The organism is Treponema pectinovorum (genome assembly GCF_900497595.1).
GTDB lineage: Bacteria > Spirochaetota > Spirochaetia > Treponematales > Treponemataceae > Treponema_D > Treponema_D pectinovorum.
The window spans coordinates 451,095-476,049 of the sequence record NZ_UFQO01000003.1 but is presented as its reverse complement, the minus strand read 5'-3'; the positions used below and the strand labels follow the sequence as shown (position 1 = coordinate 476,049).

Here is a 24,955-nt window from a genome sequence, read left to right as displayed (position 1 = left end):
AAATTTCTTAATTTATTTATATTCAAACACAAAAGGAACAAATTCCTTTCCAGTTTCACTAAAAAATTTGGAGAAAAACTCATAATATTGCAGACGGATGACTTGAATTGCAACAATCATCCCTTCAAGCACAATTACGATTGTATTTCCCAAAATCAAAATAATAATTTTTGCAGCAAAGGCTGGACAAATCGCACACATCGTTTCGATTATAAAGCCGAGAACAGCATGCGCTAAGGCAAACGCTCCAACCCTTACAAAACTTATTGAATTTGAAAGATATGTGGAAATAACTTCTATCAATTCGACAAAACCGCCTATTATGGCAGAGCCAATTCCATTTTCAAAAGGCTCTTCTCCATCAAAAAAACGCTCAAACGGCTCACCAAAAGCGGACAAAAACAAAGTTATTCCTATAAAAAGCCAATCGAATGGAGTCGCAGAATACGAAGTGAATGCGAGTCTAAGCGCAAATACAACGACATACCAAAACCAAAACATTCCAGAAAGTCCTGTTTTTCCAAAAAGTGCGCTTCCCCATTTTCTTTGCGAAATCTTATTTACAATGTTTATGATAAGTCCAACAGAGTTTATGACAAAACCGATTGCCATCGTAAAACCAAAAATTCCAAAGATGATTACGATAGGATTTTTCGACTCCCAGAATTTCATTTCCAGAATCGGATAATGAGGCTCGCCAAAAAGAGAAGTTACAAATAAAGAAGCAGGCTTTAAAATTCCTTCTGTTGCAAAAACCTCTCCAGTTAAAAAACCCATCACCATGCTCGAAAAACCGATTGCCATAAAGACAGGTCCAAATTTATTCCAACCTTCGATTTTTACGATTTTTTTTGAAAGTAAGATTCCTGCAATAAAAAACACCAAGCCTTGCCCTGCATCTCCAAACATTATCCCAAACAAAAGCGTAAAAAACATTGCGACAAACGGAGTTGGATCAACGCCACCGTAAGCCGGAGAGCCATAACTAAAAATCATGCGCTCAAAAGAACTTATAAATTTTCCGTGATGAAGTTTTACAGGAACTTTTTCAACGCCACTTCTTACAGAAGGAACTTCTTTTGGCTCAAAAAGACGAATCGCAATGCGACCTTCAGAAATTCTATCCAATTCGGTCATCATCTCGTGGCAATCTTTTTCTGGGATCCATCCTGTAAGGCGATAAACCAAATCTGTGGCTTCAAGGCTGTTTTTCAAAAGTTTAATCTGGCTTCCTATAGAAAACTGACATAAAAACTTTTTTAGAAAATCTGCCTGAGTTTTTGCAAGATTGTGCCTTTCTTCTTCGAGTTTTTCAAAAGCGATTTTGCATTCTTCGGTCTGTTTTTTTAAACCTTCAAGAACCTCATCTGGAACACCTTTAAAATCGCTTGGAATTTCCATATTCACAAAACCGTGATTTTTAAGTTCTGTATCAAGAGCAAATCTTCCTCGTTTAGAAGTTGCTGCAAGGATATGAGATTTATCGTCTCCAAGTGCGATTATAACCGCTCTGCCACCAACAGAATCCGCTAAATCCTCAAACACAGCAGGATCGATTTTTCCAATCCTCATCGACAAAAAAGAAAGATGCTCCAGTTCTGAATAAGAAACTTTTAAATTTGCAAAAGATTTTGCTTCGTTATATGCGTCTTGACTTCTTTTTAGAGCATCAGAACAAGTCAACTGTTTTTTTTGAAGCTGCTCTACAATATAAATAAATTTTTGACAGAGAATTCTGTCGTAATCTGTAGGTCGATTCCAATTCATCAAATCCGAACTTGTAATATCTGGCAAACCCAAAAAAGAGCGGACTGTCTTTAATTTTTCTAAAATTCTTGCGTCCGGATTTTCTGCGGACTTATTCAACTCGAGTTGCTGCTGAAACTGAAAATTTCCTTTTTTGCCCAAAAACTCTATTACAGAATCTATATCCTCTTTGAGCGTCATCAACTCAACGAGCCGCATTTTTGCAGTTTTTGCCATCATTGACCTCCAAGTCTTAAATCTTCTGTAACACGACGGATATTATCAAGTTCGTTGTGTTTTATTTTAAAATAACACACCAAAGACAGCGATGTAAGTGGAAAACGGTGAAAAGCGGTCGAATAATTTTTTATCAAAACTGCATTTATCGAATTTTCTACCCAGCGAGGATCAACTTCCCAAATAACTCCTTCTTCGTGAGGATTTAAAAGGTAATTAAATTTCCAATCCTTCCAATCCTTAAAATCATTGGGATCTTTTTTTAAAAGCTTTATTGATTCTCGAGCAAATCTGTCGCTTTCCCTTAAAGATGGATTTTCAAAAAAAAGATGATTCATTATTTCCTCTGGGTTCATCTTGTAATAAACCATAAGGCGCAAAGTCCAAAGGATATTAGAGAATTCAATCTCGCGAGAAAAAAGTTTGCATGCTTCTTCCCTGCATGAATATTCAATTTCGTTTACGCTTTGCCAAAGTTTTCTTAAATATTGAAAGTCCAGTTTTGTATCCAAAACCTGCTGATTTGAAATATTTGGAACGGTATTGTACCAAGCAAGTTCAGAGCCTTCTGTTATCTTTTTTATATCTGGCCACTTGTCGTAGTTTAAAATAGCATAGCGTTTTAAATCTAAAATATACGGTCGTTCTGTTTCTTTTAGACAAAGCGCACCGCCAATTTCTTTCAGATTGTCGTAATCATAAAACTGGAGCAGCGTTAATAAAATTTTTTCAGGATTTGAATAGCACTCCAAGAGAGAACAGTATTCTTTTACAAATCTACGTTCTGCCTTTTCTTCAATTTTTTTTGCCAAAAGATTTTCAGGAATTGCAGGAACATCGCCTTTAAAAAGAATATTATAAAGTTCTGTTAAAGATTTTGCTGCGTAAAGATTTTGAGCTCTTTGACCAAAATACGCTTTAGAAAGTTTTCCGCAAACTTTTGCATAAACATAAGCGTTCGCAGCAGATTTATCCATCATCCGCCTTCCTGCCTATTTTTTTACAACAAGGCTGTCCATAAGTTTATAAAAGGCAGCTGTGTCCAATTTTGAATCTGAAATTTCAGTCTTATATGAATCTATTTTTACAGATGTCTGGGATTTTAACTTTTCGCTTTCTGCCTTAAAAGAATTTTCCAATTCCAAAGACGCAGCATTAAATTTTTCGAGATATTCCTGTTCAGCAGCGGCTTTTGCCGAATTTACTTTTTTTAACGCCTTTTCACGAGCTTCTTGCGTGATAGACGAGGCTTGATTTTCAAGTTCTATAAGGTGTTCAATTACGTCTGATTCCATTTCTGCCATAAAAATCCTACCTTAAACCACGTCTTCTGACTGAACAATCAGGTTATAAACTTCGCTTTGAGTTTTGCACGAGATTATGTTTTTCACAAAATCCTTTTTTTGAAGCAGAATCGCCAAAGATTTTAAAACTTGAACATGCTTTTCTGTCTGACCTTCGCCTGCCAAAAGCATAAACACCACATGAACTGGCGCTCTATCCAAAGAATCGTAGTCAATTCCGTCGCGACTTATTCCAATAACGCCAAAAGTTCCATTTATCGAAGACACAAAAGCATGCGGAATTGCAACCGAATGCATTATTCCTGTACTCATTTTTGCTTCTCTTTCATTTAAAGCGAAAAGCACTTCTTCTCTATTAAAGTCTGGAACTATCGAATAAAGTTTTTCGACCATTTCTTCAAACAGTTCATCTTTTTCAGTGCTTTGCAAATCTACAATAATGCAGTCTTTTGTAAATATATCTTCAAGAACCATATCTCACCTTCCCTGTTTTTTTTGCACAGAAAAAGCGGGGAAAATTTATTAAAAATTAAATTCCAGCAAAGGAATACAACTAGTTAGCAGGGGTCTGAACTTCGTTTTTCCACCAGTCAGGAGTCTGAGAAGTGTTTTCTTCTACTTTAGAAGAACTTTCTTCGGAAACCTTACCTTCTGTTTGAGCTGCTGCATAAAGGTCTGCATCAGAAGAAATCGATTTTGAAGGCAAAATTTTTGCAAGGGCAAGCGTTACAACAAAGAAAAGCACCGCTATAACAACTGTTGCTTTTGTAAGGATTGATGCTGAATGAGAACCAAAAGCAGCCGAGTTTCCTCCGCTCAAGAGTCCGCCCATTCCTTCGTTTTTTTCATCTTGTACAAGAACCAAAAGAACCAAAAGCGCACAGATAATTACGAATGTTACCAACAATACAACTTTCATTTATATTCTCCAAAATCGAGCTAAAACTATGAGCAGCCCGTTACTTTTAATGTTGCGATATTCTAACGCAATAAATAGACAAGGTCAATTATGATGATTATTGAGCATTTCGCAAATAAAACCTTGCAAATAAAACTTTAATTTTCCAAAGATTTTTTGCCTTTTAAAACAACATGGAAAATTATAAAAGCGAGTATCAAAAGTCCGCCCAAAATAGAATTCCATGCAGGAATTTCACCAATTCCAAAAGCAACCCAAACAGGATTTAAAATTGGCTCTAACATTCCTATTATGACACAACTGACCGCAGATAATTTTCTTATAGCCTTGCACCAAAAAAAACTTGCCATTCCAATCTGCAAAACTCCAAGTATAACGATTCCTGTAAAACTTTTTACAGAAGGAAAATCGCTTTTTAAAATAAATGGAAGGGCAAATACAAAAGCAAAAAAGTTTGCGAGGATTAGCGAATTTAATGGATGTGCATTTTTTTGTTTGCGTAAAAAAAGTGTTGCAAGCGCATAGGTAAGTCCGCTTAAAAGTGCAATAAAATTGCCAAACGCAGTTCCGCCAGAAAATCCGTTGCCTAAGAGGATAATCATTCCTAAAATAACGCCAAAGATTGCGACAAAATCCACCCAGTTTATTTTTTCTTTTAAGACAAAAGGGCTCAAAATTATAAGATAGATAAAACTCGTGTTCTGCAAAAAAATTGAATTTGCAGCGGAGGTGAGTTTTGTCGAAACAACAAAGGCAAACATCGTTGCAGCATAGAAAAAGCCGCCTAAAATAAGCTCTACAGTTCCTTTTTTGTCAATTTTGCCATCTTTATCTCTAGAAACAAAACTTGGAAGTCGTTTAAAAACAACGCACAAAAAAAGCATTGCAAAAAGACCACGAAAGCCAGTTATGCAAAGGGGATTCCAGTCAACTAATTTTACAAAAATACCACCAAGGCTCCAAAATAAAGCCGTAAATATCATTTGGACTACAGGATTTTTTAACATGGAAAAAGTTATATCATTTTAAAAGATAAATCTCAAATTCGCTTGGCAGTGGAGATTGAATTTCAATTTTTTCTGACGTAAGAGGATGAATAAAAGAAAGTTTTTTTGAATGCAACATTATCCTTTCGTTAAAAAGCCCGCCGTAGAGGACATCGCCTAAAATAGAAAGAGCGACAGACGAAAGATGCACTCGAATCTGATGTGTGCGGCCGGTAAAGAGCTTGCATTTTACAACACAAAAATTTCCTTTGCTATTTAAAACAGTAAATTCAGTTTTGGAAGCAAGTCCACCTTTTTCTTCTTCCAAAAAGCCCCATTTTGCAGGTTCAGATTTACGGCTTATACGGCCCATCGTAAACTCAACTATAAAATTTTCTTTTTTTGGAATTCCACAGCACACCGCAACATATTCTTTGTGAATTAAATGCTGTTCAAACATATCGTGAAAAGCCTTGTTTACAGTTCTCGTTTTTGTAAAAAGAATAGCCCCGGAAGTATCACGGTCTAAACGGTGCATTATTCCAACATAGGGCGGATTTTTTGCAAGCGGTTTTTCTCGTTTTTGCCTTTTAAAAAGGTAATCAACAACTGCCGAATGAAGATTTTTTCGACTCAAAACCATGCTCGCTTCGCTCGGAAAATGGCAGGGCTTATTGACGGCGATTATAGATTCATCTTCAAAAAGTATATCTTTTTCGCAAAGTTGAAAATCTATGTCGTCCGGCTGTTTTTCAAAAAAGAGTTTTTCTTCTTCAATTTCTGCAACAACGCTGCTCCCTTTAAAAACCGTAAATGCAGGAATTCTAATCTGTTTGCCGTTTACAAAAATTGAACCTGAAATTATGAGCCGGCGCAACTTTGAATTTGAAATTTCAGTTTTTAAAAGAGAAGGAAGTTTTAAACGCAAAAGAGAATCCAGCCTGATTTTCTCTTCGCATTTTAAAGTGTATTGCGTCATAAAATATCAATTTTTGTGTTAAAAATTAAGTTAAAAATCAATATCCTAATTCTTCATCGACAAATACGATTTTGATTCTGCCGTTTCCGCCACGGCGCAAAATTTGAACGATATTGCAAAGGCTGTCGCCTTCTTCATATTTTTTGCCAAAGCGAACTGCATTTTTTCCTGCGGCAACCGTGCTTGCCCTCTCGTATGCTTGGTCTTCATCCTTTACAATTTTGTTTTTTCCGACCAGAGCGATTACGGATTTTGGGCCAAAAGAAATTGCAGCCACTCGATTTCCACTTCCGTCTATGTTTAAAGCTTTTCCGTCTTCCGTTACAGCGTTAAAACTCGTCAAAAAAACATCCGCTTCTGCTAAAATTTTTCTGAGCAAGGCATTGCGTTCTTGTGAATCTTTTGCAGTATCTCGGTCAATTATGGTAAAACTCTCTTTTACAGACTTTATAAGACCAGAATCTACGCAACTCATAGAGCCGCCCCAGCCGACAACAGAGCCTTGAGGTATGAAAGAAAGGCATTTTTTTACGCCATCTGCAACAGTTTTTTCAAAATAAGCCTCAAAACCGTTCTTTTCAAAAGCTTTTACAATTTCTAAAAAATTCATTTTTCCTCCCATTCAAAATCAATACAATTTTTTACATAACGGCGAAGATTTCCCTTTGGAGAAACTTCGATTCCTGAAAATTTTATATTTTTGTGTGGATTTTGTTCGTCGGCAAAAATATAAACCAGATAACTTGAATTTTTGTGCACCGTACAGTTGCGACATATTATATCATAAAAAACAGCAGGATTTTCTGCCTTGCCGTATTTGCTGACGGTTCCGCTGTCGCTATATTCGGTTGTCATGCTAAAAGGATTTTTGATGTTTACCAATGCATTGTCTTCAAACAAAATGTTGCGAACAAAACCACCATTTGCAGGAGCACTCTTTATTCTAAAAGGAGTGTCGGTATGATTAAAAACATTGTCATGAATAAAAACGCCTTCTATTCCCAATGCGGTGTGGCTTCCAAATGCAACTCCACCATGCCCGTGATGAAAATAATTGCCTGCGATTTCAACATTTGAAACACCGTTTTGCCCATACAAAGCCGCATTTTTTCCAACGCCTGCTGCAAAAACAATGCAATCATCCCCCGAATCTATAAAGGAATTGAATATCTTTGCGTTCTGGCAGCAGATAAGCCCTATTCCGTCGCCGTTGTTGCAATCGTAAGAAAATTCACAAATTGAAGAAATAGTAATATCAGATGAATCTAAAATATTTATAAGATGATTAGCTGGATTTACAAATGTAAGCCCTTCTATAAAAAGATTTTTTACATTGCGAAGTATAACCGTGGTACTCCGCGAAGAATACGCAAATCCGAGTTCCAAATCGGTTGCAGTATCTGGAGTTTTTTTGATTGAATCCAGATAAGAAAGCGCACAGGATGAAGCGAGAATGCCGTCTTTATAAACAGTTTTTCTGTTTCCCTTTACATATTTGTAAAAAGGATGCTTTTCGTCATCGCCTTCTTCAAAATAAGTGCTCAATTTGTCTGTTTTTACACCGTTTTTGTCTGCGTATTTCCAGCCGTTGCCGTTTACAGTTCCGCTACCAATTATGCTAAGGTTTTCTGCATTTTGAGCATTTAAAAGCCCCCAATAGCGCTTATCTTCATAATACGGATATAAAAGGAATCCAAAATCGTAGTCGTCTGCAAAAGGAGATGCACTCAAAATTCCTTCTATTTGAAGCGTCATATAGGATTTTAAATGGAGAGCACCGCAAACAAAAAATCCGTCTGGAATAAAAACTGTTCCACCTTTTGAACAAGCATCTATAGCGTTTTGAATTGATTTTGTATTCGCTTTTATGAATGCACGACGGCTCTGCTCATCGTTTAAGATTTTTTTATCGACTTCGATCAAACTGTTTGCCCCAAAATCCTTTACATTAAAAATTTGAGACTTTGGCTTGGTAACTATAACACACTCTTGCGACTCTAAAATCGACTTTCCAAAGCGATTTAATGCGCAAATCTTTACAGTGTATTGCGTTTTCGGTTCTAAATTGTCGAGCGAATAAAAAGTAAAAAAGTTTTTTTTCATTCCCTTTTTTAAAGCTGTCGTTTTTTTTGAATATTGGGAATAAAAACTTTCGCGCTGATAAAAGTTAAATGGATTTTTCTCTTTTGCCTTTTTGCTCGATGTCAACTCGAGACGTTTTCCGTTGAGATTTATGGCATAATCTTTTATCGCAGAATTTGACTCCTTCATATTTTTCCACGAAATAACAGCCGAGTTTGAAGTTACAGCGGAAACATTTAGAAAAAAATCCATTGTTTGAGGAAATACTTGTTTAATCATAAAAATAAAAATTAAAAATAAAATTCCTTTTTTCAAATTTACATCTGCTTTTATCATTTTATAATTCATGCCGACGATTTTACCCGATTGTGATAAAAGCATTCAATGTTCATATAAGTAACAATAAAGAAAAATATCAAAGTCCGTGTTTTGCCTTCCAAGCAGAATACGCACTGCTCAAACTGCGTCCAGAAGTTGTGGTGTAGCCATAGCCGTTTCGCCTTTCAAAAGAAAGTTCATTAAACGAGTCTACATATTTACAGCCTCTGTCGCACCAAATAGGTTTTAAAACAGAAGGATAAGTTCCAACGATGGGCTTTCTGGCTCCGATTACAACATCAAAAGAAGAATCTAAAGCGTAAAACCTTGCCCAAAGCACATCGCTTGGATCTGAATCCTGCAAAGTTTTGTCCGTGTTATAAGTTCTGCCGTTTTCTTTACGAGGCGATGCAAGTTTTGTTGCCACAAGCTTTTTGCCAAAAATTTTTACATCATTGCGGTCAAAAAATTCACAGCCTGCGATTATCGCTTTTTTTATTTCTGGGGTTGGGTTTTCTTCTGTCATCAAAAATCTTAAAACTTTAAAACTTTCAGACGAGCATACAGAAGGTGGTTCAAATTCTCTTGCCCAAACAGGTTTTAAAGTTTCGTGGTTATGCTGCTGGCACCACGCCGTTAATATTTTTGTTCCATCGTCTAAGGTAAGCGTAATCTGGGTTTTTAAGATGCATTCAATTCCTCTCTCGTACGCTGATTTTGCCTTTTGCCTTGTTTCTTCTGGGAAAACGCAAAAATAATCTTTTCCATTGGAAATATCTTTTAAAAGTGTAAGGCTATTGGTCATAACGTTGTCGTTATAAGTGATTGCATAAACATCTGCACCGGTAAAGCCACCGCTAACAGGATGCTGAGCGTTAAAAATCCAGGTTAAAGCCTTTGTTGCACAGTCAAGATAGCGTTTTGAATCGATACTTTTATCGTCTTTTACCTGCTGGTAAGCCTGACAAAGATATTTTATCTGCGAATGGATGTTGCCGTTATCCATCGTGCTCGCATTTGAAGAAGTTTTTAAACCGTAGGTTACAGGAGGAACATTTTTATTTTGCTCTCGAATCTGCTTTAATTCTTGAATCGTGTATATGCGCTGAAGATCGAGATTTTTTGCCCAACCTCCATCTAGATTTTGAGTGTAAATCATATTTTCTGCAAAACCCAATATATTATCTTCGTTATATAAAGACCAAGGAGGAATTGAATTTGGATACGAATAGCGTGCATGATTAAAACCGTCGCTAAAATCTTTTATGTCTATAGCATTGTATGATTTTGATGTTAGTTTAAAAAACTCTTCTTGCTCAAAATCTTGCTCAAAATTCTGCGATGAGACAACACAACTGCTCAATAATATCGCTAAAACCATTAAAAAATTAATATTTTTCATGATTGAAGATTATATCAGAAAAAAACTTCTTGAACAGAAATTTTTAATTTCGAACAAAAAAAATAAGATAAAGCATACAACAAAATTGAAAACTGTTGACGACATGAAAATTAAAAAAATTGCACCCCGCGAATGAACAATTTTGCTCTTCGTAAGGTGCAACTATAATCAAAGTTTTTATCCTTAAAATGATTATTCTGTCGGGCGTTTCTTTAAGCTAGAACTATTTGCAACAGCCTGACCTTCTCCATTTTTTTGTTCCATCATAGCGCGAACTTTTAACGGAAGCCCAAACAAGGTTATAAAGCCCTGCGCATCTTTGTGATTGTAAAGTTCGCCTGTTGTAAAGGATGCAATGTCTTCATTATATAAGCTGTATTTTGAATCAGAACCTGCGGCTCTAATCTGACCTTTTACAAGTTTTAATTTTGTCCAGCCTGTTACTGTTTCCTGTGTCTTATCGACAAAAGCCATCAGCGCTTCGTAAAGCGGTGTAAAAACTTTACCGTCGTAGATAAGTTCCGCAAGGCGCAGAGAAACCTGCTGCTTGTAATGATATGTGTCGCGATCAAGACAGAGGTGGTCCATCATTCTATGCGCAAAGTACAAAATTGCTCCACCTGGAGTTTCGTATACACCGCGGCTTTTCATTCCAACACAGCGATTTTCGCAGATGTCAACAAGCCCAATTCCATTTCTTCCGCCAATTTTGTTGAGTTCTTCCATAAGAGAAAGACCGTCCATCGACTTTCCGTTCAACTTTACAGGAATTCCTTTTTCCCACTCGATTGTAACATATTCGCCTTCGCCAGCTGTTTCTGGAACAACTGTATTTTTTAGCATGTGAGGATAATTTGGCTCGTTTGCAGTTTTTTCAAGCTCAAGACCTTCGTGGCTTATGTGCCAAATATTTTCATCGCGAGAGTATGACTGGTCTTTTTTCATAGGAACTTCAAGCCCACGGTCTTCCAAAAATTTGATTTCATCTTCGCGGCTATTCATATTCCATTTGTCATCACGCCAAGCGGCAATAACTTTTAAATCTGGGGCAAACGCTTTGATTGCAAGTTCAAAACGAACCTGATCGTTTCCTTTACCTGTTGCTCCGTGGCAGATTGCAACCGCATTTTCCTGTCTTGCATATTCAACTAAAATTTTACCGATTAGAGGTCGTGCTGTTGAAGTTCCCAAAAGATATTCATCTTCATAAACAGCATTCGCTTTTAGTGCAGGCCAGATGTATTCTTCGACATATTCTTTTCTTGCATCAACTACATAGCAGGCAGAAGCACCAGTTTTTAGCGCGCGCTCTTTTATTTTTTTCCAGTCATCTCCCTGACCAACATCTATGCAGACTGCTATAACATCATAATCGTAATTTTCTTTGAGCCATGGAATTATAACCGTCGTGTCCAATCCACCAGAATAAGCAAGTACAACCTTATCTTTAGCCATATCCTTCAATCTCCTTAAAAAATCTTTTGCGACAGGAATTCAAAATAATTTCTTGATTTCTGCGTTAATGTATATTTATACAAAATATCCTAGTATTTTATGCAAATTTATGCAATAGAATGTCAATTTTTTAGATTTTGTGATTTTATATCAAAAGTCTGTCTAAAATTCTTGCGATTACATCAAAGCTTTCCGGAGTTAAACTCATAAGGTTGTCGTATGGCGTGTGAAAAAGTCTCCAGGTTAAAGGCATTCTTTCCTGATATTTGAATTTAAAATCTGCATCATCGTCGAGTTTTGCATTCATCACCGCTTTTTCAAGATTTTTATCTTTCATCAATTCTTTGTAGTATTTTGTCGCTTCTTCTTTTGGGAGCATCGTTATTGCAACAGCAGGAATTGCACACGCCAAAAAACCTGCATTATCGCTATAAGGAACGGGAAGCGTCATCCAATTATTTGGACTTACATCAGAAAGGATTTGTTGAGTTCTCTTGTACAAATCCAAAAAGTTTTTTGCAAAGGATGAATTTTTATTTACTCGGCTCGCAAAATCAAAACCTGCTCTGGCAAGAACCGGCGTTGTTCCTCTTCCAACAGAATCAAAAACATAAACGTCGTCATTTTTTATCCCAAGTTTGCAAAAAAGTTCTGCAAGTGCAAATGCACCCTGTTCACTTACACCGCACTCGCCTAATTCTTCGCCATCTGTAAAAAAAATGCGAATATTGTTTATCCTGTTTTTTTTGGCACGCTCATTGACTTTTACAGCAAAGTTCGCGATGGCAAGATTTGCACAACTGTTATCGTTTGCTCCAGGGCTACCTTTTACGATGTCGTAATGAGAGATTAAAGTCTTTATCCTGAATTGAGGATTATACGAAAAAGATGAAAAATTTACGTAAAGGTGTTTTTTTCCGTCGAGGTGAATTACAGAAGTGCTTACGCCACGGCAAGAAAGATAGTCCTGCAAAAAAGCAAGCCTGTCTGTTCCTTCTGCAACGTAAGATTTTAGCGCTTCTTGTATTTCGCTCATCGTTTAATTTTTTAATGAAGAAAGTGGCAATGGCTGTGGTGAAGTTGTTGCACCTTCTATTTTTAAGAATTCCTGCAAAATCTCTTTTTGCCTTGAAGAAAGTTTTGTTGGAATCTGAACTATTATCTTTATGTACAAATCTCCCTTTCTTGTGCTGTTTATAACAGGAACTCCTTCATTTTTTATGCGGAGAAGTTTTCCGTTTTGAGTTCCAGCAGGAAGTTTAAACTCAATCTGTTTTCCGTCCAAAGTTGTTATAAAGATTGTTTCACCCAAGGTTGCCTGAGCCATTGTAACAGGAACTGCACAATACAAATCTTGCCCGCTTCTTTCGAAAAAAGTATGACGTTCAACATGCAAAACTACGATCAAATCGCCAGCAGGTCCACCATTTTTGCCTGCATCGCCTTCCCCGTGAATTACGATTCGTTTTCCATCGTCAACACCAGCGGGAATACTTAAAGTTAAGCGCTTCGATTTTTCTTCAAAACCACTTCCATGACATTTTTGGCAGGGTTTATCTATAATAGTGCCTTCACCACCACACGACGGACAAGTTTGCTGAACTGCAAAAAATCCTGCCTGCCTTCTTATCTGTCCTGTTCCACCGCAAGACGGACAAGTTTTTCTCGTTCCGCCTGCTGCAGAGCCACTACCATGGCAGTCTGAACACGCTTCGTTGTGAGAGAATTTTATCTCTGCTTTTGTTCCGTAAACTGCATCTTTAAATGAAATATCTAAATCGTAACGAAGGCTCTGTCCCGTTTGAGCAGCATTTGGATTACGGCTCCTAGAAGATGAGCGTCCACCTCCAAAAATTCCTTCAAAAATGTCGCTAAAGCCGCCACCCATTCCGCCAAACAAGTCGCTAAAATCATGAAAGGCATGGCTTCCAGAAAATCCACCGCTTCCAAATCCTGAATTTCCGTCAAGACCTGCAAAACCGTATTGGTCGTAAATTGGACGTTTTTGTTCGTCAGAGAGAATTTCATACGCTTCTGTGGCTTCTTTAAATTTTTCTTCCGCCTCTTTATTTCCTGGGTTTCGATCTGGATGATATTTCACCGCTAATTTTCTGTAAGCTTTTTTTATATCATCACTAGAGGCATCTTTTTTAACGCCCAGCACTTCGTAATAATCTCGTTTTGCAGCCATTTTATCCTAAAACCTTTTTACCTTTTCTGACAAAAAGACCGCTCGCATTTGAACGGCCTTTTGTTTTATTCTTTTTTTACTTTTTTTTATTTGTCGTCGTGAACTTCATAGTCAACGTCGTCAGCAGTACCTTTATCAAAACCGCTGTTTGACGAATTTGCAGAAGAACCTGCATCCGCTCCAGCCGAATTATTTGCACCGCTAGAAGAAGCATTTGCACCTGCTCCAGCAGACTGCTGCTGCTTGTAGACTTCTTCTGCAATCTTATAAGAAGACTGTTTTAAAGCTTCTGTCTTTGCCTTAATATCTTCTGTATTGTTGCTTTCTACAGCTTTTTTAAGTTCTGCAATGCCTTCTTCAACCTTTTGTTTATCTGCAGCAGAAACTTTGTCGCCTAAATCTTTTAAGCTCTTTTCTGTTGAATAGATTAAACTGTCGGCTTCGTTTTTAACGTCGATTGCTTCGCGCTGCTTTTTGTCTTCGTCGGCGTGAGCTTCGGCATCTTTAACCATTCTATCAATTTCTTCCTTGCTCAATCCAGAAGAAGAAGTAATTTGAATATGCTGCTCTTTTCCTGTTCCTAAATCCTTTGCAGATACGTGAACAATACCGTTTGCATCGATATCAAAAGTAACTTCAATCTGAGGAACTCCACGAGGAGCAGAAGGAATACCAACCAAGTCAAAGTTTCCAAGAGTTTTGTTTTCTGCAGCCATCTCTCGTTCACCCTGCAATACGTGAATAGTTACAGCAGTCTGTCCGTCGGCAGCAGTAGAAAATACCTGACTCTTTTTTGTAGGAATTGTCGTATTTCTTGGAATGAGTTTTGTCATTACTCCACCCATCGTTTCAATTCCCAAAGAAAGAGGAGTTACATCAAGCAAGAGAACATCTTTTACATCGCCTGCAAGAACTCCACCTTGAATTGCAGCACCCATAGAAACCGCTTCGTCTGGGTTTATTCCTTTAAGAGGTTCTTTTCCAAAGAAATTTTTTATAACTTCCTGGAATTTTGGCATACGAGAAGAACCACCAATCAAAAGAACTTCATCGATTTGCGATTTTTCGTATCCAGAATCTTTAAGCGCATTCTGGCAAGGAATTAAAACTCTGTCCCAAAGGTTTTGTGTCATTCTTTCAAACTCTGCACGAGTCAAAGTCTTTTGCAAGTGTTTTGGTCCTGTTGCATCCGCAGTGATAAACGGAAGGTTTATGTCCGTTGTCGTCTGGTTAGAAAGAGCAATTTTTGCTTTTTCAGATTCGTCTTTTATACGCTGCATAGCCATTGCGTCTTTAGATAAATCAATTCCAGTGTCTGCCTTGAATGAAGATACAAGCCAGTCAGAAATAGCGTTATCCCAGTCAGCACCACCCAAATGAGTGTCGCCGTTTGTAGCCTTTACTTCAAAAACGCCGTCTGCCATATCGAGAATCGTAACATCGAGAGTACCACCACCTTCGTCGATTACAGCCAGAACTTTTTCCTTGTTTTTATCTTCTTTAAGACCAAAAGCAAGTGCAGCGGCTGTAGGTTCGTTGATAATTCTCTTTACGTTTAGACCTGCAATAGTTCCGGCATCTTTTGTTGCCTGTCTTTGAGCATCGTTAAAATATGCAGGAACGGTGATTACAGCATCAGTAACAGTTTCGCCCAAATAGTCTTCTGCGGTTTTCTTCATTTTTTGCAAGATGAATGCAGAAATTTCCTGTGGTGTGTATTCCTTTTCCTGACCGTTATCCGTTACCGAAACAACAACGTTCTCTCCTTTCTGCTTAATTGCATAAGGAACGCGAGAAAGCTCATCCTGCAAGTCTGAATAATGCTTACCGATAAGGCGTTTTACTTCGTATATAGTGTTTTTTGGGTTGGTGATTGCCTGATTTTTTGCAGATGCACCAACAATTCTCTCTCCTTTAGATGTGAACCCAACAACAGATGGAGTAATTCTTCCACCTTCTGAGTTTTGAATAACAGTTGCCTGTCCGTTTTCCATAACCGATACTTCAGAAGTTGTAGTACCAAGGTCAATACCAATAATCTTTCCCATAATATTTCCTCCGAAAACCAGATGATTTTCAATTCGTTTTTTTTATTTAGAAAACTCAAAATGAGTTTTCATTTACGCTTTTGGTTTTACAACCATTACTTTTGCATGACGGATTATCCTGTCTTTAAGTTTGTATCCTTTCAGATAAACCTGCTGGATTTTCTCCTTTTTAACATCGCCTTCCTGCATTCCTATTGCTTCGTGAATATCTGGATTAAAATCTTCGCCATCTTTTCCAAAAGCAACCAAGTTGTATTTATTTTCGAGCATGCTGACGAGCGATTTATTTATCATTTTGACACCGTCTACGATTGAAGCCGCCTCTTTTACATCTTTTGCCGCTTCTATAGTACGATCAAAATTATCAAGACTTTCAAGCAAATCGCCCAAAAGGCTTGCATTTGCATAAGCAACCGCTTCTTCTTTTTGAGCCATCATGCGCTTGCGCCAATTGTCGTTTTCTGCTGCCTTGTAAAGCGAGTCTTGCTTGAGTTGAGCAATCTGCGCTTCCAATTCCGCGATTTTTTCTTCTGGCGTTTTTAAATTCTGTTCTTCTTTAGCATTACAAGATGAATCTTCGCCCTTGCAAGATGCACAATCTGTCTCTTGAGTGTTAGAAGTTTTGTCTTGTTCACAGTTTTCTTGTGAACTGTTTTCTTTTAAATCTTCTTGATTCTGTGCAGTCTGATTTTCTGCTTTCATATCATCGTTTTCCATATCTTAAAACTAATAACTCCACTTTATCATCGTCAATAAAAAAAACATTTTTTTGCGAAAAACCGCAAAGCTTTCAACTCAACAATATCGAATTTCAGGGCCATCATTTCCCAAAAAAACACGCACTTTGCTGTATTCCATAAAGGAATTTTCAAAAAAGGGTTTTATTCCTGTCGCTGCAGCAGTTAAAATTTCATCTGGATTATAAGACATTGAAACTTCACTCGTTTCATTTTCGCCAGCACAGCGCGCAAAAGCACCATTTAACCTTACGATATTGCTTACAACTTCAAAATATTGAAGTAATTTTTTTTCTTCATATTTAAATTTTAAAAAATCGAGTTGAAGTTTTTCGCATTCTCTGTGATTTTCGCGTAAAAGAATCAAATCTTTTTTATCTTTAAAATTATTTATCTTAAGCCATTGAGCAAAATCTTCAAAAAATTTTGACGGGCTTATTTTTAATGGCTTTAAAACCGCCAAAAACCAAGGGATCGCACGACCGTAAGTGTAAAAAACGCTGCAAGCGATGCAAACATCAAACGCGCGCTTTATATCCTGTGTTGAAAAAGTTGCAGAAGGTTTTGCCACATCAATTTTGTTTTGTTCGAGAAATGACTCAACCTGCAAAAAATTTATGTGATTTGGATAAAGTCCCGTGGCAAAATCTAAACGGTCAAAAAAAAGTTTAATTCCGTCTCCACAAGAAATTGCAAAATCCATTTCAAATCCAAAGACGAGCCCCAAAGTGTTTAACATCTGTGCCCTTCGACTGAAAAACTTTTTGTCAAAAAGATAGGAATTTCCCTTGCTCTCGCCTTTTAAAACAACATCGAGCGAGCAAAAAAGCTCTGCAAGGATTTTACAGACATCCGCATCGAGCATAGAAGGCTCTAAACAAAGATTTAAAAACGTGGAAGGAGCATTTTTCAAAAACAATTTTAAAAACGAAAGCAGTTTTTCTTTGTTGCAAAGAATAGCTTTATCGTGCAAGGTGAATTCCGTTATGCCTTTTTCTTCAAAGGTCAAAAGAGAAGATTCAAGCTGGTTTAAGTTAAAATTATAAGATTTTTCCATAAACAACACTTATAACGCTATTCGCCATTTATGCAAAAAAAACTTCTGGTCAAAAAGATTTTGCAAAAATGCAAAGGCTTAAAAAGCCCTGCAAAATTTCGCATTTGCCTTTGCCTTACAAAAGTTTTATTCCGTGGTCAGCACATTCTTTTCGCATAGAATCCTGCCACATGCTAACCTGAATTTCTCCGATATGTGCTTTTCGTAAAAAGAACATACAAAGACGGCTCTGCCCAATTCCACCGCCCATAGTCTGACTTAACTGCCCATTTAAAAGTTTTTTATGAAATTCAAACTTTTCTTTTTCCATGCAATTTCTTTCTTGTAGTTGAAGTTTTAAACTTTTGGCACTTACCCTTATACCCATGGAAGAAAGTTCCAAAGCGCTATCGATTACAGAATCCCAAACCAAAAGGTCGCCGTTAAGACCACGATGTCCGTCTCCAGTTTCTGTAATCCAATCGTCATAGTCAGGTGCACGTCCATCGTGAATAGAACCATCATCCAACTTTCCGCCAATGCCAATCAAAAATACAGCACCATACTTTTTAGTTATGATGTTTTCCCTTTCTTTTGGAGATTTATCTGGATACTGCCTTGCAAGGTCCTGCGCATAAACAAAGGTAATTTCGCTAGGCAAAACAGGTTTTATCGCTTCGTAGCGATCGTAAATATAAAACTCAAGATGTTTTAAACAATCGTATATTTTCCTTACAACATCTTTTAAATATTCAACATTGCGGTCTTCATTTTTAATGCACTGGCACCAGTCCCATTGGTCAACGTACAGAGAATGAATATTATCCAATTCTTCGTCTGCACGAATAGCGTTCATATCGGTGTAAATTCCAAAACCCGCTTCAAGTTTCATTTCAGTAACCTTAACTCTTTTCCATTTTGCAAGCGAATGAACAATTTCCATCTTAGCATCGTTCATATCCTTTACAGGAAAAGTTACCGCTCTTTCAATACCGTTCAAATCGTCGTTTAACCCCTTGCCGCTTTCAACAAAAAGTGGAGCAGTAACACGGGTAAGATTCAAGGCAGAAGAAAGTTGCCCTTGAAAAAACTCCTTAATCATAACGATAGCGTGTTCAGTTTCCTTAGAGCCCAAAATAGAAACATAATCCTTTGGAATATACACTTTTGCCATAAAAACCTCGCTTAAATGAAGCATTTTAGCGTTTTTTATAGTGCTTATTCAATTATTTTATTAAAATCAAGCAATAAAGAGGGGAAAGCCTTCCCCTGCGGTCGCACTAGCGTTGCGCCCTACCCCTTCTCCTAAGGGCGCTCATAAGGCTTTGCGGCCCTTAAAAACCCAAATGCACCAAAAAGGAAAAATTATATGTCACAAAAAAAGAATATAAAGATTCTGCCACTTTTGATATTCGCTTTATTTATTTTGTTTTTTGCATATTTTTACATAGAACAAAATCGTGGGCAACAAGAAAACAAAACCGCACAATCACAAGGTCAAAATAACGAAATAACACAAAGGCAAAATAATCAACAAAAAACAGAAGGCTGTCTGCAAAAAGAGAACAGCAAAAAAGAACTTAACTCGCAAAATGGGGTTTATTTAATATCAACAAAAAAAGATTTGTGTATTCCTTTAAGTTCAAAAAGCAAAACTGGAGATTCCAGCGCAGACCGTCAGATTGTAAATCACCTTTATTATTCGCTTTGCTACAGAGAAAGTTATGAGCAGGCAGAGTGGAGTGCATATTGCCTCGACAGCGAAATGCTCGTAAAAAATGCAAGTCGTACAGATGACTTTAGAACAGACCCTCTCGTTACAACGCTTTCTGCAACGCCACAAGATTATAAAGCTAGCGGCTACGACAGAGGGCATCTTACACCAGCAGCTGATTTTGCATTTAGCAAAGAGGCTATGAGCGAAACATTTTACATGAGCAATATGAGCCCGCAGACAGGAAGCCTAAACCGTGGAATCTGGAAAGACTTAGAAACTTCCGTACGCCAATGGGCGCAAAAGTATTCGAGGGTGTTTGTAATTTCTGGGCCGGTTTTAGACAAAGCTCCACAACAGTACAAAACTATCGGTAAAAACAATGTTGCAGTTCCGGAATATTATTACAAAGTACTCTTAGTACCACTCTACGAAGACGAAAACGACAGGGCTACAAAAGACGATTCAAAAGATGTAACAGCAATAGCGTTCATCTTTCCAAACCAAAAATGCGAAGGAGAGATTTTAGATTATGCCGTTACAGTTGATGAAGTAGAAAAGCGCACTGGCATAGATTTTTTCTTTGAACTGGAAGACAACACAGAAGATTTAATAGAATCAAATTTTGACAAGAGGTGGTGGCAGTAAAAACGGCTTAGGCGGTGGAGCCTCGGCGAAGCCGTCGACCGCAGGAGCATAGCGACGAGGACGATGAGCGCTTAGCGAAAGGCGCAAGTGCCGGCGGCACGCAAGTGACGCAAGCCACCATTTTAAATACAAAAAAACTTAAACTACAGCAAAATCCTTCTTCGTTTACATAAAGCATAAAAAACGTTATAGTAATTCAAATCTATATTTATTAGAGGTTCTAAAATGGCAGATGTTTATGACACATTCCGTGACATTGGTATTATTCCAGTAGTTGCGATTGACGATGCTTCAAAAGCGGCAGATCTTGCACACGCCCTTGTAAAAGGTGGACTTCCTGCGTCAGAAGTTACTTTCCGCACTGCATGTGCTGCAGAAGCAATCGAAGCAATGATTAAGGCAGAACCAGACATGCTTGTTGGTGCTGGTACAGTTCTTAATGTTGAACAAGCTGAACGCGCTGTAAAAGCTGGAGCAAAATTCATCGTTTCTCCAGGATACAATCCAGACGTTGTTGACTGGTGCATAAAAAATAATATTCCAACAATGCCAGGAATTTCAAATCCTTCAGAAATAACTGCTTGCATTAACAAGGGCGTTACTCACCTTAAATTGTTCCCTGCTGAACGCAAAGGCGGATACAAGATTATCGACGACTTTGGCGGACCTTTTCCTCAGTGTACATTTATGCCAACCGGCGGTGTAACAACAGAAAATGTTGGCGAATATGCAAAACGCAAGAATATTCTGTGCATGGGCGGAACTTGGATGGTTAAAAAGCCTTTGATTGACGGCGGAAAATGGGACGAAATAACACAGATTTGTAAAGATGCTGTAAAGGCTATGCACAACTTCCACATTGACCACATGGGAATCAATGCAAAAAATGAAGCTGAAGCAAAAGAGATTGCAGCTCAGTTTGAACTTTTTGGTTTTGCATCAAAAATCGGCAATACTTCAATCTTCGCTTCTGAACAGGTTGAAATTATGAAAGAAAAAGGTCGCGGAACAAATGGCCACATTTCTATGGTTTGTAACAATGTAGAAAGAGCGCTCGCTTACCTTAAACCTTTTGGATTTAATCCTGTTGCAGGAACTGAAAAATGGATGGGTAAGGAGAACGATTCTCCGTTAAAGGTTGTTTACCTTGATAAAGAAGTTGGCGGCTTTGCTATCCACCTTAAACGTGCTTAAATAAAAGCAAACTAAAAAAGTCATCCGTTTTGGATGGCTTTTTTTTATTTATGCACGGGTAAGCAAAAAATACTGTAGTAAAAAAATAAAACACAAAACAAAAACAAGAAGAAAAGATTTTTCGTAAAAATCGTCTTATTTTCCGTCGTAATTTATGAGCGTTGTAATCTTCATAGGGCTTAAAACTTTTTGATAATTCAACTGTGGTAAGCCTATAACGCCAAACACTTCGCTCGCTTTTGCCCCTGCTTTTTCCAAGAGTTTTCTTGTGGCGTCAACAGTCCCACCTGTTGCAATTAAATCGTCCACAATTATAAAACTATCGCCTTCTTTTACATCTGCCTTGTGAACTTCCAGTTCTGCTGTTCCGTATTCAAGTGCATAGGATTGCGAATAGACTTCGCCAGGGAGTTTTCCTTTTTTACGTATCAACACCAAAGGAATTCCCAGTCGTTCTGCAAGAGGGGCTCCAAAGATAAAACCACGACTCTCTATTGCAGCAACGGCATCAAAACCTGCATCCTTATAAAGCAAATACATCTCTTCTATAACGGCACCAAATGCTTTGGGGCAGGTTAGAAGGCTTGTAATGTCATAAAAAAGAATTCCTGGTTTTGGAAAATCGTTTACTCGACGAATTGCATTGTCTAAAAGTTGTGTATCCATATTGTCTCCACTTGTAAGTTGATTTTATTTTGAAACGGTCCGTATTGAACCCATTTTGAGCCGTTTTTCCCTGCTTTCTTCCATGAGTTTTATAAGACTGTCTTTATCGCTTTTTTCTATCGCTTTTTTAAATTGATTTAATTGCTCTTCGAATTTTTCTATATGCGAAACGAGTTTTTCTTTATTGGAAATAAAAAGTTCTGTCCACAAAGGTGCATTTATCATCGCTATTCTAGTTAAATCTTCAAAACTGCCACCACCAAAAGCGGTTATTCCTTCATCTTTTGCGCTATCTACCAACGAACAGGCTATGACATGGCACAGTTGACTCGTAAAACCTATTTTATAATCGTGGATGTCGCAGGTGGTTTCTGTTATGCGTGTAAATCCTATTTCCGAGATAAATTGTCTCATCAACTCTAAATTTTCTTTTTTGTTAGAATCTTGCGGACAAAGTATGTAGTTTCGATTTAAAAACATTGTAGAAGTTGAATGCGCATATCCTTCTTTTTCGCCACCTGCCATTGGATGCCCGATTATAAAATCGACATCTTTTCTTAAAATTTGTGGCAGTTGTTTTTCAAAAATACCTTTTACTCCAGAAATATCTGTTACAATCGCACCGCTTTTAAAAAAATCCTTATTGTCCTTTAAAAAATTTAAGGTCATGTGCGGATAAAGGCATACGTAAACAAAATCGCATTCGGGCAAAAAAAGAGAATATTCATCGCTTTTAAAAGCCTTGTCCGCAACGCCTTCGTTTAAAGCTTGAGTAAGACAGGCTGTGCTACGATTGCAAACATAGATTTTTCCTGTTGCACCGCTCTGGCTTAGAATATGCTCTCTTATCGCTTTTGCAAGAGAACCTCCCATTATTCCAAGCCCAACTATTGCATAGGTCAAATCTTTTAGATTTTTCATTTTTAAATATTCTCCAAGTTAAAATACTGAATTTTTGCAAACGATTTTTGCGATTTATCTGCGTCCAAAATCTTCGAGATTTTTTAAGCCTCGCTTAAACTGCGGAATTCTCGCACAGGCAGTAGTGTCCCAAGGCGAGCGTTCGCCTCTTTTTAAAAAGTGGTAGGCAACGCCTGCAATCATCGCTCCGTTATCGCCACACAATTTTAAAGGCGGAAAGATGCAGTTTAAATCTTTGCGTTCTGCCAGTATCGCCCGCAACCGGCTGTTTGCCGCAACTCCGCCACCTGCGACTACAGTTTTTAAACCAGTGTCTTCAATCGCTTTAAAAAGCCTTGAAGTAAGAGTTTTTACCGCAGTTTCTTGAAAAGCGGCACAGATATTTTCGTTTGTCTTTTCGTATCCTTCGTTTAAAAAAAGTTCTGCTTGATGAATTACCGCTGTTTTTAGTCCAGAAAAACTCATATCGTAGCGATGCCCTTCTCTCTTGTCGATTTTTGCAACAGGAAACGAAAAAGATTTTGAATCGCCTTTTTGTGCAAGTTTATCTATAACAACGCCCCCGGGATAGCCAAGCCCATAGAATTTTGCAACTTTGTCAAACGCTTCGCCAACGCTGTCGTCTATCGTTGTTCCTAAAATTTCAAGATTATCAAAGCCGTTCACCTTTGCAATTATTGAATGTCCTCCACTTACCAAGAGTCCTATGTATGGATACGCGATGTCGTTTTCAAGATGAGCAGAATAAAGATGACCGAGCATATGGTTTATAGCGATAAAAGGTTTATTGCACGCCCAAGCAAGAGTTTTACCGAATGTAAGCCCGACCAAAAGCGAACCCATAAGTCCAGGTCTGTTAGTTGCAGCAATTGCATCAATTTCTTCCAATGTAAGATTTGCTTCTTTTAACGCCTGCTTTACAACTGGCAATATCCATTCTGCGTGTTTACGACTTGCAATTTCTGGAACAACACCCTTATATACTTCATGAAAAGGTATTTGTGTGGCAACAACATTGCTTATGATTTTTTTTCCGTCTTCTACAATTGCACAGGCAGTTTCATCGCATGAAGATTCTATACCTAAAACTTTCATATTTCCTCTACTTTTTGAGCATGCTTGGAGTCGCAAAACTATATCCGGCTTTTACAATATGCGGATACATCTCCAAAAGCAGTTGTGGCAAGACATTTGCACTTTTATCCACGTGTGCGATTATTATAGTCTTTCCATTTTTATTTGCAATATCGAGCGCCTCATACAACTTTTTAAGCATTGCATTTCTGTCTACAACATTGTCGATGTACGGCCCTGATTTTTCAAAAATTTTAATGTCGCGCTCGAGTGCTGCCTGTGGAGCTTTTGTGTTTGGCGTTGTCCTGCTGTCTAAAAAATAAATTCCGTTTTGCTGGCAAACATCAATCACCGCACCTATTCGTATAACATCTTCTGTTACCTGGCTTCCTTCGTGATTGTTCATGCCTTTTACGAAAGGTCCAAGTTCACGCAAATTTTCGTTTATTACAGATTCAATTTCAGAAAAACTCATGTCAACGGTTATTTTTCCAGGACCTGGATCAAGATTTTTATTTAATGACTGCATAGGTTGATGTAAAATTAATTCCTTCCCAAAATCGTGAACAACCTGCGCACATTCTTTTGAATGCGAAAGTTTTGGAAGCACTGCAATTGTAATAGGAAACGGCAAACTTGCGTATTTTTTTGTATTTTCAACATTCAAACCGGCATCGTCTACGATTAAAACAATCGTTGCCTTGTTTTTTGCAGGCGGAATTTTAAATGCAGGAATTTGTTTTTCAATTTTAGGCGAATCTTCGCTTATATTTTTTGCAGGCAGAACCGTTTTTAAAGTCTCGGTTTTCTTTTCTTTAGAATTCGAAGGACTTATAGGTTTTTCTTTAGGATTAGCTGGTTTTTCTCTAGGAGAATTTGATTTTTCGTTTGATGTAGCGGAAGGTTTTTCTTTTGGCGATGATTTTATTTGATTTTCAGTGTTTTTTTGATTTTGGACAGGATTTAAATTTTTTTTGATATTTTTTTGAGACTGTTCTTTAGGATTTTCAATATTTTTTCCTTCTACATTTTTAGCAATAACACTTTCTTCTTTTTTTTCATCTTTTGGTAAAACTATAACCGCAAGCGACACACAAGCTGCCAAAAATGCAAGGCTAAAAAAAAGATTTAGGAGCCCTTTATTATTTTTTTTGGATTTTGTTTTTTTTGATTTTGCATTTTTTGGGGAAACGGAAGATTCTCTTTGCTTTTTTGATGAAAATTTAGATTTTTCAGAAACAGAGCGTCGTTTTGGATTTTTATTTTTTGTATTGTTTGAATTTCCGGCCATATCAAAA

The 24,955-nt window shown here is 37.5% G+C and carries 23 protein-coding genes; 2 read left to right on the top strand and 21 right to left on the bottom strand.

Features of this window, described 5'->3' with window-relative positions:
• Positions 1 to 12: 12 nt before the first annotated feature.
• The 17 genes from FXX65_RS06680 to asnA form a co-directional block, all read right to left on the bottom strand.
• Positions 13 to 1,983, bottom strand: coding sequence for a V-type ATP synthase subunit I (locus tag FXX65_RS06680; RefSeq protein WP_147615626.1), 1,971 nt, complete (start codon positions 1,981 to 1,983; stop codon positions 13 to 15).
• Entirely contained in the window at positions 1,983 to 2,963 is a 981-nt protein-coding gene (locus FXX65_RS06675; protein WP_147615625.1) for a V0D/AC39 family V-type ATPase subunit, read from the bottom strand. The genes FXX65_RS06680 and FXX65_RS06675 overlap by 1 nt, the downstream gene beginning before the upstream one ends.
• Positions 2,964 to 2,975: 12 nt before the next feature.
• Positions 2,976 to 3,287, bottom strand: a complete 312-nt coding sequence (locus FXX65_RS06670) for a hypothetical protein (protein ID WP_147612816.1) — start codon at positions 3,285 to 3,287, stop codon at positions 2,976 to 2,978.
• 12 nt (positions 3,288 to 3,299) lie between these two features.
• Complete coding sequence (locus FXX65_RS06665) at positions 3,300 to 3,761, bottom strand: PTS sugar transporter subunit IIA (protein ID WP_147612817.1); 462 nt, start codon at positions 3,759 to 3,761, stop codon at positions 3,300 to 3,302.
• A gap of 79 nt (positions 3,762 to 3,840) precedes the next feature.
• Positions 3,841 to 4,206, bottom strand: a complete 366-nt coding sequence (gene secG / locus FXX65_RS06660; protein WP_147612818.1) for a preprotein translocase subunit SecG — start codon at positions 4,204 to 4,206, stop codon at positions 3,841 to 3,843.
• A 137-nt stretch (positions 4,207 to 4,343) separates the two neighbouring features.
• Positions 4,344 to 5,213, bottom strand: a complete 870-nt coding sequence (locus tag FXX65_RS06655) for a DMT family transporter (RefSeq protein ID WP_147612819.1) — start codon at positions 5,211 to 5,213, stop codon at positions 4,344 to 4,346.
• A 13-nt stretch (positions 5,214 to 5,226) separates the two neighbouring features.
• Entirely contained in the window at positions 5,227 to 6,171 is a 945-nt protein-coding gene (locus FXX65_RS06650; RefSeq protein ID WP_147615624.1) for an RluA family pseudouridine synthase, read from the bottom strand.
• Positions 6,172 to 6,208: 37 nt separating this feature from the next.
• Entirely contained in the window at positions 6,209 to 6,781 is a 573-nt protein-coding gene (locus FXX65_RS06645; protein ID WP_187116239.1) for a lactate utilization protein, read from the bottom strand.
• Positions 6,778 to 8,601 carry a glycosyl hydrolase family 28 protein gene (locus FXX65_RS06640; RefSeq protein WP_187116238.1) on the bottom strand — a complete coding sequence of 608 codons (1,824 nt, stop codon included), beginning with the start codon at positions 8,599 to 8,601 and terminating at the stop codon, positions 6,778 to 6,780. Before FXX65_RS06640 ends, FXX65_RS06645 begins: the two co-directional genes overlap by 4 nt.
• Positions 8,602 to 8,668: 67 nt before the next feature.
• Positions 8,669 to 9,973, bottom strand: coding sequence for a pectate lyase (pelA, locus tag FXX65_RS06635; protein WP_147615621.1), 1,305 nt, complete (start codon positions 9,971 to 9,973; stop codon positions 8,669 to 8,671).
• Between the two features lie 192 nt (positions 9,974 to 10,165).
• The gene (locus FXX65_RS06630; RefSeq protein ID WP_147615620.1) at positions 10,166 to 11,428 is read right to left on the bottom strand and encodes an argininosuccinate synthase; all 1,263 of its coding nucleotides are present in this window, start codon (positions 11,426 to 11,428) and stop codon (positions 10,166 to 10,168) included.
• Between the two features lie 145 nt (positions 11,429 to 11,573).
• A complete protein-coding gene (locus FXX65_RS06625; RefSeq protein WP_147615619.1) occupies positions 11,574 to 12,464 on the bottom strand; it encodes a M28 family peptidase in 891 nt (296 codons plus the stop codon).
• Between the two features lie 3 nt (positions 12,465 to 12,467).
• Positions 12,468 to 13,619: a molecular chaperone DnaJ gene (gene dnaJ, locus FXX65_RS06620; RefSeq protein WP_147615618.1), complete on the bottom strand. Its 1,152-nt coding sequence runs from the start codon at positions 13,617 to 13,619 to the stop codon at positions 12,468 to 12,470.
• An 86-nt stretch (positions 13,620 to 13,705) separates the two neighbouring features.
• Positions 13,706 to 15,667: a molecular chaperone DnaK gene (gene dnaK / locus FXX65_RS06615; RefSeq protein ID WP_147615617.1), complete on the bottom strand. Its 1,962-nt coding sequence runs from the start codon at positions 15,665 to 15,667 to the stop codon at positions 13,706 to 13,708.
• Between the two features lie 72 nt (positions 15,668 to 15,739).
• Positions 15,740 to 16,384: a nucleotide exchange factor GrpE gene (locus FXX65_RS06610; protein ID WP_246104348.1), complete on the bottom strand. Its 645-nt coding sequence runs from the start codon at positions 16,382 to 16,384 to the stop codon at positions 15,740 to 15,742.
• Positions 16,385 to 16,462: 78 nt separating this feature from the next.
• Entirely contained in the window at positions 16,463 to 17,461 is a 999-nt protein-coding gene (locus FXX65_RS06605; protein WP_147615616.1) for a hypothetical protein, read from the bottom strand.
• Between the two features lie 115 nt (positions 17,462 to 17,576).
• Entirely contained in the window at positions 17,577 to 18,614 is a 1,038-nt protein-coding gene (gene asnA / locus FXX65_RS06600; RefSeq protein WP_147615615.1) for an aspartate--ammonia ligase, read from the bottom strand.
• 195 nt (positions 18,615 to 18,809) lie between these two features.
• Between asnA and FXX65_RS06595 the strand changes: the two genes are divergently transcribed.
• Positions 18,810 to 19,802 carry a DNA/RNA non-specific endonuclease gene (locus FXX65_RS06595; protein ID WP_147615614.1) on the top strand — a complete coding sequence of 331 codons (993 nt, stop codon included), beginning with the start codon at positions 18,810 to 18,812 and terminating at the stop codon, positions 19,800 to 19,802.
• Between the two features lie 225 nt (positions 19,803 to 20,027).
• The gene (gene eda / locus FXX65_RS06590) at positions 20,028 to 20,996 is read left to right on the top strand and encodes a bifunctional 4-hydroxy-2-oxoglutarate aldolase/2-dehydro-3-deoxy-phosphogluconate aldolase (RefSeq protein WP_147615613.1); all 969 of its coding nucleotides are present in this window, start codon (positions 20,028 to 20,030) and stop codon (positions 20,994 to 20,996) included.
• A 135-nt stretch (positions 20,997 to 21,131) separates the two neighbouring features.
• Here eda and FXX65_RS06585 read toward each other — a convergent pair whose 3' ends face one another.
• The 4 genes from FXX65_RS06585 to FXX65_RS06570 are packed head-to-tail and all read right to left on the bottom strand — an operon-like array spanning position 21,132 to position 24,948.
• Positions 21,132 to 21,662, bottom strand: coding sequence for an adenine phosphoribosyltransferase (locus FXX65_RS06585; protein WP_147615612.1), 531 nt, complete (start codon positions 21,660 to 21,662; stop codon positions 21,132 to 21,134).
• A gap of 24 nt (positions 21,663 to 21,686) precedes the next feature.
• Positions 21,687 to 22,583, bottom strand: a complete 897-nt coding sequence (locus tag FXX65_RS06580) for a prephenate dehydrogenase (RefSeq protein ID WP_147615611.1) — start codon at positions 22,581 to 22,583, stop codon at positions 21,687 to 21,689.
• Positions 22,584 to 22,637: 54 nt separating this feature from the next.
• On the bottom strand, positions 22,638 to 23,678 hold the full coding sequence (gene tsaD, locus FXX65_RS06575) for a tRNA (adenosine(37)-N6)-threonylcarbamoyltransferase complex transferase subunit TsaD (RefSeq protein WP_147615610.1): 1,041 nt from the start codon (positions 23,676 to 23,678) through the stop codon (positions 22,638 to 22,640).
• A 7-nt stretch (positions 23,679 to 23,685) separates the two neighbouring features.
• A complete protein-coding gene (locus FXX65_RS06570; RefSeq protein WP_147615609.1) occupies positions 23,686 to 24,948 on the bottom strand; it encodes a divergent polysaccharide deacetylase family protein in 1,263 nt (420 codons plus the stop codon).
• Between the last annotated feature and the right edge of the window lie 7 nt (positions 24,949 to 24,955).